The sequence below is a fragment of the Paraburkholderia sp. RL17-337-BIB-A genome (assembly GCF_046025895.1).
In the GTDB taxonomy this organism is placed as follows: Bacteria; Pseudomonadota; Gammaproteobacteria; order Burkholderiales; family Burkholderiaceae; genus Paraburkholderia; species Paraburkholderia fungorum_C.
On the sequence record NZ_JARESY010000002.1, the window covers coordinates 100,205 to 114,862 of the forward strand.

At 58.3% G+C, this 14,658-nt stretch carries 13 protein-coding genes and 1 pseudogene; 7 read left to right on the plus strand and 7 right to left on the minus strand.

Features of this window, described 5'->3' with window-relative positions; translation table 11 throughout:
- The first annotated feature begins 49 nt into the window (after positions 1-49).
- The 3 genes from P0D84_RS21465 to P0D84_RS21475 are packed head-to-tail and all read left to right on the plus strand — an operon-like array spanning position 50 to position 2,167.
- Positions 50-463, plus strand: coding sequence for a YciI family protein (locus P0D84_RS21465; protein WP_408345891.1), 414 nt, complete (start codon positions 50-52; stop codon positions 461-463).
- Between the two features lie 17 nt (positions 464-480).
- On the plus strand, positions 481-888 hold the full coding sequence (locus P0D84_RS21470; RefSeq protein WP_408340169.1) for a VOC family protein: 408 nt from the start codon (positions 481-483) through the stop codon (positions 886-888).
- 4 nt (positions 889-892) lie between these two features.
- Positions 893-2,167, plus strand: a complete 1,275-nt coding sequence (locus tag P0D84_RS21475; protein ID WP_408340171.1) for an RNA polymerase sigma factor — start codon at positions 893-895, stop codon at positions 2,165-2,167.
- Positions 2,168-2,229: 62 nt separating this feature from the next.
- Here the strand turns inward: P0D84_RS21475 and P0D84_RS21480 are convergent, their stop codons facing one another.
- The 6 genes and pseudogenes from P0D84_RS21480 to P0D84_RS21505 all read right to left on the minus strand — a co-directional run bounded on the left by P0D84_RS21480 (position 2,230) and on the right by P0D84_RS21505 (position 6,539).
- Complete coding sequence (locus tag P0D84_RS21480) at positions 2,230-3,039, minus strand: alpha/beta fold hydrolase (RefSeq protein ID WP_408340173.1); 810 nt, start codon at positions 3,037-3,039, stop codon at positions 2,230-2,232.
- Between the two features lie 192 nt (positions 3,040-3,231).
- Positions 3,232-3,330: pseudogene (locus tag P0D84_RS21485) on the minus strand (LysE family translocator); the annotation flags it as partial.
- Between the two features lie 11 nt (positions 3,331-3,341).
- Positions 3,342-3,920: a DUF4337 domain-containing protein gene (locus tag P0D84_RS21490; RefSeq protein ID WP_408340175.1), complete on the minus strand. Its 579-nt coding sequence runs from the start codon at positions 3,918-3,920 to the stop codon at positions 3,342-3,344.
- Positions 3,921-4,099: 179 nt separating this feature from the next.
- Entirely contained in the window at positions 4,100-4,291 is a 192-nt protein-coding gene (locus P0D84_RS21495) for a DUF1427 family protein (RefSeq protein WP_408340177.1), read from the minus strand.
- Positions 4,292-4,331: 40 nt separating this feature from the next.
- Positions 4,332-5,297, minus strand: coding sequence for a quinone oxidoreductase family protein (locus P0D84_RS21500; protein ID WP_408340179.1), 966 nt, complete (start codon positions 5,295-5,297; stop codon positions 4,332-4,334).
- A 729-nt stretch (positions 5,298-6,026) separates the two neighbouring features.
- Positions 6,027-6,539: a helix-turn-helix domain-containing protein gene (locus P0D84_RS21505; protein ID WP_408340181.1), complete on the minus strand. Its 513-nt coding sequence runs from the start codon at positions 6,537-6,539 to the stop codon at positions 6,027-6,029.
- Positions 6,540-8,821: 2,282 nt separating this feature from the next.
- Here P0D84_RS21505 and P0D84_RS21510 point away from each other — a divergent pair.
- Positions 8,822-9,259, plus strand: a complete 438-nt coding sequence (locus tag P0D84_RS21510) for a hypothetical protein (RefSeq protein WP_408340183.1) — start codon at positions 8,822-8,824, stop codon at positions 9,257-9,259.
- 681 nt (positions 9,260-9,940) lie between these two features.
- Positions 9,941-10,765: a helix-turn-helix domain-containing protein gene (locus P0D84_RS21515; RefSeq protein ID WP_120306367.1), complete on the plus strand. Its 825-nt coding sequence runs from the start codon at positions 9,941-9,943 to the stop codon at positions 10,763-10,765.
- Here the strand turns inward: P0D84_RS21515 and P0D84_RS21520 are convergent.
- On the minus strand, positions 10,749-11,531 hold the full coding sequence (locus tag P0D84_RS21520; protein WP_408340185.1) for a helix-turn-helix domain-containing protein: 783 nt from the start codon (positions 11,529-11,531) through the stop codon (positions 10,749-10,751). The two genes, P0D84_RS21515 and P0D84_RS21520, sit on opposite strands and share 17 nt — an antisense overlap.
- A 1,481-nt stretch (positions 11,532-13,012) precedes the next feature.
- On the opposite strand from P0D84_RS21520, the gene P0D84_RS21525 reads away from it, so the two are divergent.
- Positions 13,013-13,243: a hypothetical protein gene (locus P0D84_RS21525; RefSeq protein WP_133748208.1), complete on the plus strand. Its 231-nt coding sequence runs from the start codon at positions 13,013-13,015 to the stop codon at positions 13,241-13,243.
- Between the two features lie 15 nt (positions 13,244-13,258).
- Entirely contained in the window at positions 13,259-14,332 is a 1,074-nt protein-coding gene (locus P0D84_RS21530; RefSeq protein WP_120306369.1) for a hypothetical protein, read from the plus strand.
- Positions 14,333-14,658 lie beyond the last annotated feature (326 nt).

The window sequence follows — 14,658 nt, forward strand, 5'->3', positions numbered from 1 at the left end:
TAAGGAGCTGGCAGGCTCTTCACTTACCACTACCCACGGAGCGATTGCGATGCGATTCATGATCATAGTGAAGGCGACAGCCGTCAGCGAAGCCGGCGGCCCGCCTGACGAAGCCCTGATGGCCGCGATGGGCACGTACCACGAAGAACTCGCCAAGGCCGGCGTGCTGCTCGACGCAACCGGTCTGCAACCAAGTGCCAAGGGCTGGCGCATCCACTACAGCGGCGGCAAGCGTACGGTGATCGATGGTCCGTTCGCGGAAACCAAGGAACTGATCGCCGGCTACACGCTGATTCAGGTTCGCTCCCGCGAGGAAGCCATGGAATGGGCGCGGCGATTCCCTGCGCCGTTTGGCGAGCAGGCCGACGGCGAAATCGAGGTGCGGCAACTGTATGAACTCGAGGACTTCGAACCCAGCCCTCAAGTGGACCGCTTCCGTGAACTGAACGCGGCCAAACATTGATTTCGACGGATTCCATCATGCACAAGCAGATCTACGTCAATCTCGCCGTCGACAATCTCGAACAGTCGAAGGCATTTTTCAGCGCGATCGGTTTCGGCTTCGAGGCGCAATTCACCAACGAGCAGGCCGCGTGTCTGATCCTCGGCGAGAACCTCTACGCGATGCTGCTGGTCAAGGACCTGTTCAAGTCCTTCACGCGCAAATCGCTTTGCAATCCAAAGGAAAGCACTGAGGCGTTGGTGGGCTTGTCGTGCGAAAGCCGGGGCGAGGTGGACGCGCTGGTCGCGAAGGCGCTCGCCGCCGGCGGCACGGTGCCGCGCGCGCCGCAGGACTACGGCTTCATGTACGGGCACGGCTTCGAGGATATTGACGGACACATCTGGGAGCTGATCTACATGGACCCGAACGCCAAGGCAGCGGGCTGATCCCGTGACAAAGCCGGCCACCCATCGTGCCATCGAGGCCGTCTGGCGGATCGAATCGGCCAAGGTCATCGCCCACGTCGCGCGGATGGTGCGTGACGTGGGGCTCGCCGAAGAGCTGGCGCAGGACGCGCTGGTAGCGGCGCTCGAACATTGGCCTGACGCAGGCGTACCCGACAATCCCGGTGCGTGGCTGATGGCGACCGCAAAGAACCGCGCCCTCGACCGCTTGCGCCAGGAAGCGCTGCATGCCCGCAAGCGCGAAGAGCTGGGCCACGATCTCGACGCATTGGAGGCGCATCTCGTGCCGGATTTCGTCGATTCCCTCGATGCCGCGCGCGCCGACGATATCGGCGACGACCTGCTGCGGTTGGTGTTCACGGCCTGCCACCCGGTGTTGTCGACCGACGCCCGCGTCGCGCTGACGCTGCGCCTGCTCGGCGGCCTCACCACGGACGAAATCGCGCGTGCGTTTCTCGTGCCCGAGCCCACCATCGCGCAGCGCATCGTGCGGGCCAAGCGCACGCTGTCGGCGGCCAAGGTGCCGTTCGAGGTGCCGCAAGCGGACGCGCGTGCGCCGCGGCTTGCGTCGGTACTGCAGGTGATCTATCTGATTTTCAACGAAGGCTATTCGGCCACCGGCGGCGACGACTGGATGCGTCCGGCGTTGTGCGAGGAAGCGCTGCGGCTGGGGCGCGTGCTGAGCGGGCTCGTGCCGGACGAAAGCGAAGTGCATGGCCTCGTCGCGTTGATGGAAATCCAGGCGTCGCGCACGCACGCGCGCACCGATGCCGAGGGCAGGCCGGTGCTGCTGCTCGACCAGGACCGCAGCCGCTGGGACCCGCTCTTGATCCGCCGTGGGCTGACCGCGCTCGGCACCGCGCACGCGTTGGGCGGCGCAAGCGGGCCGTATGCGTTGCAGGCGGCGCTGGCCGCGTGTCATGCCCGCGCCCGCCGCGCCGATGAGACCGACTGGACGCAGATCGTCGCGTTGTATGACGCGCTGGCGCAGGTGGCGCCTTCACCCGTGGTCGAGTTGAACCGGGCGGTGGCGGTCGGCATGGCATTCGGGCCGGCGGCCGGTCTGGAAATCGTCGATGGGCTCGCGGCCGATGCGGCGCTCGCGAACTATCACTGGTTGCCGAGCGTGCGCGGCGATCTGCTGGAAAAACTCGGCCGCATGGAAGAGGCGCGGGCAGAATTTGAACGCGCTGCCGGCATGACACGTAACGCGCGCGAGCGCGAACTGCTGCTTGAACGCGTGCGCGGCCTCGCGCATTGACGGTTGTGGGGCGTCGCGCCCGAGCCTAAAAGCGGCTCGACGCGCTATGACTGCCGTTGTGCCTAGCCAGGCAATCGAATCTCTTCCACCATGGCAAGCACTGCGTTGATCACGATGTCCGGATCGTCGCGCTGCACGAAGTGCTGGCTCGCCGGGGCCATATTCTGATGCGCGTGCGTCGACAGTTGCAGCAGTTCCCGCTGCAGGTCTTCCCACTGCGACTGCAGCGCAGCCCGCGTCGTCGCTGGAAAGAATCGGGAATTCGAGTAAGCGCCCGCAGTAATCACTGTCACCGGAAGGTTACCGAGCGGCGCGATCTCGCGATACTTGTCGAGACTGACGGGCAGATCAAGGCGTTCGGGTGTCGCGTCGGGCATGCGCCACCCACCTGTCCAGAACGTCCGCATGCTTGCCTGTTCAGGCGTATCGGATCTGCTTGGGGGAGGAAACGCGTTGCCGAATACGTCGAACTGTCGCGAATGCATGGATTCCACCAGCACGAGCCCGCAGACTTCGTCGCGGTACCGCTGGGCGAACCCACGCGCCAGCAGTCCGCCAAACGAATGACCGACCATGAGGTAAGGCGGCGACGTCGCGGTTGCGTGCAGCAGGGTGTGCAGTTCGTCGACCAGATGGCCGGCGTGGCGCACCGTCGAAGGGGGCTCGCTCGCACCCCGCCCCAGCCGGTCGTAACGGAACACCCTGCAATGCACAGCAAGCGCGGACTGGATCGTTTGCCATTCGGCGCTCTCCGCGCCCAGTCCGGTTTCGAGCACAACGGTCGGCGCGCCATGCCCCGATACGGCATAGGCCACGCGGCCAGACTCGAGTTTGATGAACAGGTCGTCTGCAGCGTTAGGGGATGTATTCACGGTAAGTCCTCCATGACGGGTTGCGCCGAATACTGCGGCGCGGACACGCGATGCAAGATCGCGGCGCCCTTTGTTTATGTCATGAAATTGGACTACTGAGCATCCGATCCGCGCGTCTTTGACCCAGGGCAAAATGGCGCGCGGAGGGCTTTAGGGCTGATTTGAGGTTGAGGTGTTCGAGAGGCAAGCGGCCTATCGGATCAGCCGGCGCACGCCCAACGCGACGATCAGCCCGCCGCACACGCGATCGATCCACGCTTTGCAGCGCCGATACGCCGACGCAATCCGCGCCGCTCGCACAATCAAGCCGAAAAGAATGCCACGGCCGCAGTGATCACACCCGCAGCCGCCACACCGAACGACAGATTGCGCAGCCAATTCTTGCGAGTCAGCAACGTGATCGCGCTCAGGGCGATCGCCACCTGAATCAAGGTCGTGGCCTGCGCCCAGCGATGATGACCGTGCAGTAGCGTTTCACTCCTGGCGTCGTTATCCACGACTTCCTTTTCGATCGCTTCAGCGTTCGCGCGGATCGGCTCTTTCTGCTGCCTGTATTTGTCGACATCGGCGGCAAACTTCGCGTGCGCGTCGGCATTGCCGAGCGACAGCGCCGCGCCGAGTTCAGCGAGATTCTGTTTCTCGCCCTTCGCCTGGTAGTAGTTCCATTGATTCGACGCTTCAGTCTTTTTGATGGCGGCTTCGTTCTTGTAGTACAGCGCCAGATTTTCGCTGTTGCCGCTCTGGTATGCGCACAATGCGCCGATCGTCGCGAGGATCGCCGTCATCACGGCCATGCGGCTCGCAAACGGGTCCGCGTCGTGGTGGCCGGCGTGTTCAACCGCATGGTCGTGTGGACCATGCACTTCATATTCTTCAGACATCCGATTCTCCGAGCCAGGCTATTCGTGTGGTCCCCGGGCGGCGCGCATGGCGATGGCACATGCGCGGGCGACGCCGCAAGCGCGGCGCGCCGGCCCGGCGGCCTCAATCTTAGCGTGAGGTGCCCGGTGATGGAAAAGGTATCGGCGCGAGGAAGGTCAATGAGGACGTCAATGGCGCGTCAATGAATGCCGGCGGCCAGCCATGTCCGTACGAAGGGGATCGCGTGCTCGCCGGCCAGCATGCCGAGCAAGCCGACCAGTGCGACTGTCGGTGGCGCGGGCGATTTCACCTGCATCACGCTGTAGATCAAACCGACCACGACGCCGGCCACGAGCGAGATCAAATACGCTTTCATGTTCGTTGTACCCATCTGAAATGCGGGCCGCCACGCCCGCCGGTCGCATCGGCAATTACATCGTGATGACGACCCGGCCGCGCGTGCCGTTGGCTACCGCCTCGTAGGCCTCGCGGGCACGTTCGAGCGGGAATGCCTGCGCGATGGCCGGCCCTTGCAGCTTGTTGCTTTCGAAGCCTTCCACCAGCGCTGTCATCAAGGGCGCCGATTCGGCGACGCCCAGCTTGGCGCTGTCCACGCCGAGCAATTGCGTTTCGTTGTGATAGAAATCGATCAGGTCGAATTCCACGCGGCGCTTGCCGGTGGCGCTGATTTCCAGCACCCGGCCGCGATGCTTGACGAGACTCAATGCGGTCTCGAACGCCACGCCGCCGACGCTGTCGTACACCACGTCCGCGCCGGCGCCGCGGGTCAGCGCCTTCAGGCGCTCGGTGACGTTTTCGTCGAACGGGATGTATTCGTCGAGCAGTCGGCCTGCGGGCGTATCGGCGGAAAGCGGATGACGATCGATTGCGATCACGCGAGCGCCCCGTGCTTTCGCGATCTGCACGACCGCGCCGCCGACGCCACCGCCCGCGCCGATCACGGCAATCGTCTCGCCGCCTTGCAAGTGGGCGTACTCGACCGTGCCGAGCCAGGCGACCACGAAATTCACGCCGATCGCGGAGGCCTCCGCATGGCTGAGCGAGGCCGGCTTGCGTGACAGACCGGCGAGAGGAATCTTGATGAACTCGGCGTGCGTGCCGTCGCGGGTGAAGCCGATGTCGCCGCCGGTGCCCCACACCTCGGCGCCGAGCCATGCCTGCGGGCCGTCCACCACGATACCGCTGAAGTCGCGGCCAGGTGTGCGTGGCAGGACGGTGTGTTCGAAATGGCCGGACACGTTCTTGACGTCGCTTGGATTCACCGAGGCCGCCTTGACCTGTACGACGGCGGTCTGAGCGTCGGCTTGGGGCGTCGGCAGATCGACGTAGTCCAGCGTCTCGGGCTTGCCAAAAGTCTTGAACTGAATCGCTTTCATTGCGTGTCACTCCTGTCGGTTCGTGTGCTGCGTCGTGCAGCCGATGAGCGAAGTCTAGGTGACCGGTACAAAGGCGTGAAGACAAAGGCTTTCGAATTTCGGACAAGACGTGTTGCGTGCCGATCCGTCGTGTCGTGTTTCATTGAAGTCGTGATCGCAGTGGACGGCCCGACTTAAACATTAGTCGTTGCAATTGTCTTTCCGTAATGTGGAATGGCTTTCCCGGATGCCCTTCCAGCAAGCGTTTGCGATCGGTAAGCCCAGCAGAAATGGTGCATCGCACAATCGCGAAAATCAGCAAACCAGACAAAATCAAGTACAGGAGTCCATAACATAAGTTGTGACTTCCCCAGTCGCTAAGGGTTTAACGAGCACGTATCAATTGGCACTGTTTGCAGGTCAGCGAAATGGTCCGGGCTTATGGTCCAGACGCGAAGCTTGAAGGGCCGCCACACGGCGCTTAGAGTTTGGTGCCCTGCGACATTGGGTGCCTCCCGCGTAGCGAATGCGGTCGGTCGACCGTTGCGTGTGGTTAATTGAATTTGCTGACCTTCATGCCGCGATTGTCGCCTGCATGAAAGGTCAGCATGTCTGGAGATCGCCCGCTGCTCAACATGGACGCATTGCAGCTTACACCCGACCTTTCAATTCAATAAAATATCCTTTCGGCGGTTGCCTAAACCGGAACATGGCGCGATCGTGCAATCTACCCGACCCCCGACGCAACACCTACTTTCGACGACTACGCGGTAAAGGCAAGCCCGAGCGGTTTGATGGAGGTGGTGGGAACTCGAAAAGTCTTTTGATGGGGACGCCCAGAGCAATGGCGAGTCGCTCCGCAGCATCGAGGGTCACGTTTGTCCCGTCTTTTTCAAGTCTCCAAACGTAATCACGATGGAGGACGGCAGCAGTTGCCAACGTGACCTGTGAGACGTTTGTGGCTAGCCGTACGTTCTTTACGTTCTGCCGAAACCATTCAAACGCCTGCTCATCGGTCAGCTCGAACATCAACGGAACGCGCCTCTGCGTGAAAAAGGTCACGGGCTCGACTTCCAGCGCGCGAGACAGCGCAACGACTGTCCGTAGTTCGACATTCGCAGCTGTGCGTTCAATGTTGCCCACTGTCCCGTTTCTGAGCCCGGCCATCGCCGCTAATTCTATGGCAGCCAATTTACTTGCCGTGCGGAGAGCCAAGAGGCGGGAAGCGAAGAGATCGCGAGCGTTTTCTCGGTTCTGGGTCATATACCCGAAGCATTAACGATCCCGGAATTTTCGTCTACCTACTTATAAAAGTTGTTATCAATGATGTTTCTGAAAGCCGGGAAGCTGCGATTTTAGGGTGTGGTCGAGTATGCCTTGAGACTGGTTTTGCCTCGAAGCGAGTGAAGCTTTAGCAAAGACTTTTCAACCGTCGAAGGGACGCTGAACTAACGACGACGGAAAAATTATTTGATAAGGCCACTCGGTCGTCGAATATGAAAGCTCGGGCACTCGGAGTGCTTGCAGGAAAGATCCACGCGGGGAATCTCCCTCGACTCAGATTCCGGATAACGATTGTTTGAGTCCAGTCCCTCTGCTGAATAACTAGGCGAGCCGCTTACTCCTACGAAACGCCTGTGGCCTCCAACTGCCGGTAAGCCGCGAATCGGGTTCTTGACACACCTACTTATAGCGACTAGTTTACCTCTGATGGATAACCTACTTATAACGACTAATTAACGTATAGGATTGGACTGGCGCGGAACTGGAGCCGACAGCCAACGGGATCAGCCTGGCGGAGGGGGCGTATGAGAGGAACGACGTGACGGACTCTCGACCTGATACAGGGTCTGAATGATCCGTCGGCGGTAGCAGAGGCAGCGGGCTGGTTTCGCCCACTCGCATTCAGTCTTCCGCAAGGTTGCGGCACCGCGACGGGGTGGGGAATCGTCTGGCCTGAATGAGGCCAGCTTTCAACCACGAAAGCCGACTCATTTAACGGAGGTCACTGTGGGTGCATTTAGAGTCGAACCTCCGCGCGGAGGACTCGATGCGAGGCTGGAATTCTGGTCCATTCGGCAAACCGCAAGCGGCGAACAATTCCTTGTCGGACTTGATGCCGAGCGTGGACACGGCTGGGTCAGCGCCCCGATCGCTGAGCTTGATGCGCGCACACGCGTAGCAAAGATAACAAATGGCCAATCCTGTGTCCTATCCGGTGCCGGTGGTTACAGCCCGGACGCAGAGCATGTCTGGAACGGGCTAGCACGTGAAATGCGAGTTCCCGGATGGAGGGATGTCACTCCAGAACTTTGTCCAGATTGGAGGAACCCGGTTCCAGAAGCAGAGCGTCAGCCGGCGTCATCGGCTGGCGTCTTCCAGAGATCTGATCGCAGGGCCCGGTGAAAGGCAACCGCTGGGGGGTGCACTGCAAGCAACATCGGGCAGAGGAAACCCCTCGATCGAAATTTGCGCCTTATTGGCAGAGGGGTGGCTTTTGGCCAATCCTTGTCATACCCCTCTCAATCAACTCGCACTTCCGAAGTCTGGTCGAGGTTTTATGAAGTGAAAGTGCAGGTGTGCGATTGCTTTCTTAACCAGATTCTTCACATTCCTGATGACATTGTGGGAGGGAGGTCATGCGTCTGCAGATAGCATCAGATTTGCACCATCAATTTTCAGGCGCCGGGTTGGCGACGTCACGTCTACTACCGATATCGAAAGAAGCCGATATGTTAATACTCGCGGGAAACATTCATCTGAGCGACGCCGCGATAAATATGTATAGAGACTGTGGCCTACCGGTAGTCTTTGTGAATGGTTGCATCGAACTACATGGCGCAGATATTGGGGCGGCGCGCAAAGTGTTGTTTGCACGTACTGCCGGCACGTCTATGCGTTACCTTGAGCGCACAGCATTCGAGCAGGACCACGCGCGTTTCCTCGGATGTTGCCTCTGGACCGACTATTGTCTGGGATCACGACGTCCCGAACGCGTAATCAGTGCGGCTAATAGGTGCTCAATCGACCATCGCCTAATCCGATATGGCAGGAAATCCTTTGGTGCTGAGCATGCAGCGAAAGAGCATGCTAGCTCACGCGCGTGGCTCGCGCGGCAACTCGCCAAGACCTTCGATGGGGCAACAGTCGTCGTCACCCATCATGCACCAAGTATCAAGTCAATTCCTCTAGCGCTACGAAACCGGGAGGAGTGCGCAGCGCTTGCTTCGGAGCTCGACGATCTCGTGGCTAAAGCCGACGTCTGGATTCATGGTCTTATACCGGACACGCTCGACTACACAATTGGCCGAGCCAGGGTGATATGCAATGCGCGCGGGCTGCCTTGGGAATCGTACGCGGCGCGTCGCAGATTCGAACCGGAATTTGTTATCAAGCTTTAGCTGTATGCATTGTTTAGCTGATCGCAGTGTTCGTCGAAATCGCCGGCTGCAACCGGGCTTGATGATGCCAACGAGCAAATTGCGTCTCGTAGTTCATGCCTCAGCAAAACCCAGCAATAAGTCAGCTCATAACGGGAACGGTAAATGGAAAGTCCAAAATCTGTCTTTTGGCAAGCGGTTGCTTACGAAGGCGAATTCGAGGGGCACGGTCCGTTACAGTCTTTCAGTTGGGCAGCGCATGGTTCGTCGGAATACACTCTCGAAAAGGATGCTGAGCGTGATGAAACCACGATCTGTCTGCTATCGATGCGGATGCTCCTTGAGCGACTTTTGCAAGGGGAGCTTCGCGCGGCGAACCGTAGCGTGGGCGCACTCATGACAATCGTTGTTGAATGCTTTCCGACAAAGTCCCTCGAGTTCGGAAAAGTGGTGGCGAGGCTGGACACGCATCGCGTCAACGATACGGTGGTAGCTTCGACACTCACTATTCCAGGTTTGCCATCGCGTAGTCTGGAGCCTGTAGTTCTTGGCAGAGAGGAGGGTGCGTGGGAGTTGGTTATTCGCATGCTTGCTCATCTCTGATGGCGGGGGCTGCGTGTTTTAACAAACGGACGCAGTAGGCAGGCATTCAGCGTGGATGCCCCTAGTCAGCACGCGTTGTTGTCAAAGCTCTGTGAGCGGCACGCATTGCAAACTCAAACCCGCAATAAGTCGCCTTGCCTATTCGACGAGAATGCGAACAGGGGCTGGAATTGAAAAGATCGTTGCTTTTCTTTTCTTGACGGTTCCGACCCATCCGTCGACCTTTGCTAAAGGACGTCGTGCTGATTAATCCGATCTCCCGGGAGCTATTTCAAGGGCGTCTCAAGGTGTTTGTACTAGTCAAAAATGACAGCATCTTGTGGCTACGGTCGCATATGAAATTCGTAGGAAGCGGCATCAGCGAAGCTGGAGTCCCGGTCGATCTGTTGCACCGAAATCGAGGCTTTTGGACACACTGATCGGGCCCGCGTCGCTCGCGATTCTGCAAGCAGATCAAAATGATGTTCTTCGATTTGAAGAGTGCGTTCGCCCTCATTCCTGCATTACGTCCGACTCTCATATCTCAATTGCTCTGTGATTCCCGAGGTGCACAGAAATGCCTGCACTTCGAGTGAAACTCTGCCTGGCCGGTGCTACCATAATCTAAAGCGATGACCCGACTGGGCGACGCAGGGGTTGGGCAAATCTGGATTCGGAGTTGGTAGACTCGGGGTTGGTGGAATGAGCGACAGCGCGGTGGTTGATGAAGACGTAATTGCGGCTGAGGTACGAGTGTTCGGCCGCGTGCTGGTCATTCTCGAAGCATTCGTGCCCGAGAATCAATGGCTGTCGAATTCGGAACTCGCCTCCCTCACGGGGTTGCCGCGATCCACCGTTGCGCGACTGACGTCGCGGTTGAGCCGCACGGGCTATCTGGAGCAGTCGGCGCAGGCAACCAGATTTCGCCTTGGGCTCAACGTGCGGAAGTTCGGCTCCTACAGCATGTTGACGACTCATTTGATGGTCCTTGTGCGCCACTGCTTCCAGGACGTCGTCGAACCAGCGAAGGCGGTTTTGCGTGTATATCGGCTTGAGGGGGCTACCATGCGGCTCCTTGAAGCTTTGACGCCGAAAATCAACCTGGTCGCGGCATCGCCTATCGACGAAATGCTGGCGGTTTCAACGTCAGACGCAGGTATAGCCGTTCTCGCAAATTTGACCGAAACCCAGATGGGCAGCATCCTCGCGCAGGATGCCAAAGTCGAAAACTGGCGCGTCGCTGAGGTTTTTGCCCGTGTAAACGATGCGAAAGACCAGATTAGACAAAAGGGTTTTTATTCGGCGATAGGTCGCGGTTACCCTACGGTGAACAGTGTCACGACGGTGCTCGTGGTGCACGAATGTGACGAGTGCTACGCCTTTCACCTTGCGGGTCCGGAAACCGAATTTGTCGTTGATCGTATGAACTTCGAGTTCGGGCCGCTTCTGACGATGGCGACCAAAAAGCTCGCGGGTGAGCTCGGCCTAGGCGCCTGGCTCACCGGTGAGGTTAGAGCGCATGAGTGATGGTAGCGGCCGCACCCCGCAAGGCCTCGCGGATTTCTGCCAGACCAGGCGCCTTCTCGTTAAGGTTCGCGCGACAAGAAATCACTGCCACGACTGAATCAGCCAATTTGACGGGAATCGCGAAGTGCCATTCGTTGGGCTGGTCAACGGGTTGCCGTGTATAGATCCCTTCACGCGTGAGTTGGGCGAACGCATCGAACATTCCGGCGATCTCAGTTTTGGTCCCGATGAGGTTAATCTGCTTGAGCAAATCAACCTGAGCCTCGAATTTTTCTGCCCAGACCCAGGCCAGACCAGCCGGACATTGATGGAGCGGAATGGCCTGCCCGCCACCGTCGTGACTTCGCCGCTGCAGCGAAGTCGCCCAGGTCTTGATGCTGGAGATTCTCAGTCCGTCCCGCACATCAATGCTCAAGGCAACGTTACCCACAGTGGAGAATGCCTGCTGAAAAATGTCCGGCGCCAAAATCAGTAGCCGCTCCAGTACCCCGCTCGTCGACCGTTCGAAGGCCTGGCGCATCGCGCGCACAATGGGTTGTGGCCAGTATCGACCTGAGTCGGGCAACCGCGTGATATACCGGAACCGGGTCAATGTGTCGACAAGCCGGCGCGTTCGTCCTAGCGGCAGGCCGGCAAGCTCTGCAATCTCTTGGGCGGTAAGCGCGGTGGTGCCTGGCCCATACAGCTCCAGAATTCGCAGACCGCTAAGAATGATGTCATTGCTGGCATCCTCCGCTCCAGCTTCGGCTACCTTGCGCGCATCCATGCTCGATCACCAGCCTTGAGTTGGTCGTCACTTATCGTAGCATGGGGCACCGCGTATGGAACAACCTACCCTATGGGACGGCCGGCTCTCTTCAAAAAATAGTGCCACATCATAGTGGTCACATGTTGGGGCCGAACAACAGTGGAAGGTTTCGACTATCAGAATAGGTTGCCCTGCCTGGAGGCAGGGCAACCCTTGCGAAGAGCATCGGTGATGGTTGCGCCGCAGTGGACAGGTGAAAAGACCCTGTCCAAAACCGCCATTTTCGGACGATTTGCACCCCCCTTCGTCGTCTGCCGCCCACCCGACCGCGTACATTTTTCGCTGCACTTGTGCTCGATCAAGACCAGATTCGAGGTCGCCAACGTGGAAGCTAATCGGGACGACACGCGAAGTCAGGCGTTGCCGGTGACTCGCCAAAAAAGCGAAGGGCGCGAGGTTTCGGCGCACAGCGGGCTACAATTGATAATTGTGTAGGCCTGCTTATGGATTGGCAAAAAGTCACGAAATTTTCAACTGGCCGGAGGCGGTCGATGCCGGATTGGGCATCGTCGCCGGGGCATCGATACAGTGTTCCCCGCCACTGTTGCGATAGCCAACGAGTTTGCAACTCTGACCGTAGCAGCGAGAAGGGGCCAGCAGGCCGTACGTGGCGGGTGGCTTATCAATTATTGACAAGACCGCTGGCGCGTCGCGATTGGTGGAGCTCGACGGTCTCATGCGCCGTAGGCTTTGCAATTCGAGTTGCCCATCTTCGCGTCGCTGGACGTTCCAGCATAGGGCGGGCGTCCTCACACGAAGCCAGCGACCCTAATGTCCAGCGTGTTTCAGGCACAGCCAAGGGAACTACGGCGCAGGGTCCCGTCACTGTTCGCTACTGCCGCGCGCTATGCCTCCAAGGCGCGAGCGGCGAGTGTGGAGAGGTCATATCGAGATATTGACTTAACCGCATAATTGATAATTCGGTGACGAATTAAAAAACTAACTCCTTACGGATACATAAAGCCAACTATTCGATAGAAAAGCTATAAATATTTACCAATTGTTTTGGAGACAATGACTCCATCACACGACGAAGACGCGTCGCATCTATTTTCCCGTCTGTCGTTAAGGAAAAGTGAGAATAACCCCTCTATCTGCGGAGCAACTGTAAGTCCGTTGTTTAGCCTTGTCGCGACTATTGGATAAATAAATATCCCGGAGACGCAATGGAAATCAGTTATCAATTTGCGACCGCGAACCGGGGAGGGGCGACGTAGCAAAGGTTTGGCGGGGATTGATAACAGGCGCGAGGCCATCTTATAAGGAGGGTGGACAATCCGACAGATCGCACGTTTGCAAATTCACGCCAACGAACCGTCCGTCAAATACGTTACGGATCCGAGGATGCCGTAGCCGTCCATCCATTCACTTCGGAATTGCTCCTTTAACTCAGTTAGTGTAAAAATTTCAATTTTATGCCGAGTTGTCCGGAATTCGGGATGGCGGACACAATCTTAAAAACGTGTCACCGTTTTATGGAATTTCCAAACGAGTTTACCTATGCTTTTTTTGCCACGAAGCTCTCTGGATTACAGCGCGATATCGAATACGGCGCAGCAGATCCAGAGGCGGGCGCAGTACCCAAAAGCGTGATCCGCCTTTCTCTACGAGTCGCCGGATCAACACCCAACCTTATGAGCAGTATCGCACCCAATCGCGATGCTGCCTGATGCGAGCTGATCACCATGACGATCACAACTTATGTAGACAATCTGCCCACCGAAAGGGGCCGAACCCAGACCCAGCAGGTCAACAGAAGACCACCACCACCGATTCGCGATGGGTCCGCAGCTGAGCCGCCAGGAGAGAGGCGCGAGCAGGATGCGATCGATATCGCAGCGGCGTTTCTCGCGATTCTCCACTGCGCGTTCCACAACGCGTCGGCGCTGGCACTTGTCTCTCGAATTCCTCATAGATTCGCCCGACTGCTCGTACAGTTGCTCGAGGCGCACTATCGACATGTCGATAACGTCCGAGTCGTGACACCATATGAGATTCGGGATACCGGCAACACTGCGCGGCGCGAGATTTGCCCGATTCTCCGAGCAATGATTGCGCACTATTGGACGCTCCCGCAGCAGGTTATCCTTCCCGTTTTCGGTATCCAGCATACGCTCTCGCACGAGGCAGTCGCACGCGATATCTCTCGGATTGAGCTCGGCAATGTCTCGTTACTATTGCTGGCCACAACCGCCGATCACGATGGAGAAAGCGCCGCGCAAAGCGTGGACCCGGTCCTGGATCACGGCGATTGTGCCCTTACGAGCACACACACAGCCAGTCGCGTCAATCGACGGCGTGGGGTTCGAAACCCAGATGCACTGATGGCGAGTCTTGAGGCAGCAGCTCGGTTGTTTCACAACGAGTCGGTGCGTACCAATCTGTTGATGACGTTTGGAAGATACCTGGAATCCGACGGCCTCCGACTCGCTCGAGCCGTGATCAAGGATCGCTTTGGCAACAACCATTGGCCGGAAATGGCGGTGAGTACCCTGCATCATTTTGCGCAGGGATCGACTCTCAAACTGAATGCCTACGCTGAAATCGTATACTCGTACCTCGACGGGCACAACCACGACTACCGGGGATTCTGTCGGGAGACGATTGAGCGCCTCGTGCGCACTGACATTGCGGGCGACGCGGCAACCTACACAAGGCCTGGCGGCTATGCTTCGATTACACAAAGGGAGGACATGAGGTGGGAGGTGTTTCTGTGGACAAAGTTCGAGCCCCGTGACTGCTTCCACGGTTCCGACTAAAGAGGAGCAGCGCGTCGGAGCTGGAGGCTGGCGCGTCCGGCGCGACAGCCTCTCTCCTGATCCCCTTTCGTAATGCACTTGGCCTAATTTCCGAAGGTTGTCGGACTTCGGGACGACAGCAGAACCAAATTCGGGTAAACGATGTTATGACACTAGTTGCGCATGCAACTAAATGAATCGCAAACCCTTGCCAGGCGGGGCAGAAAAATATTTTGCCCCGAAAAACGCGGTTTTCCGGAAAACGGGGTGTAGGATAAATTCAAGGTCGAAGAGTTTGTGTAGCGAGCTCGCCCGGCCGATGCCGCACAGCATGGATCCGATTCTTG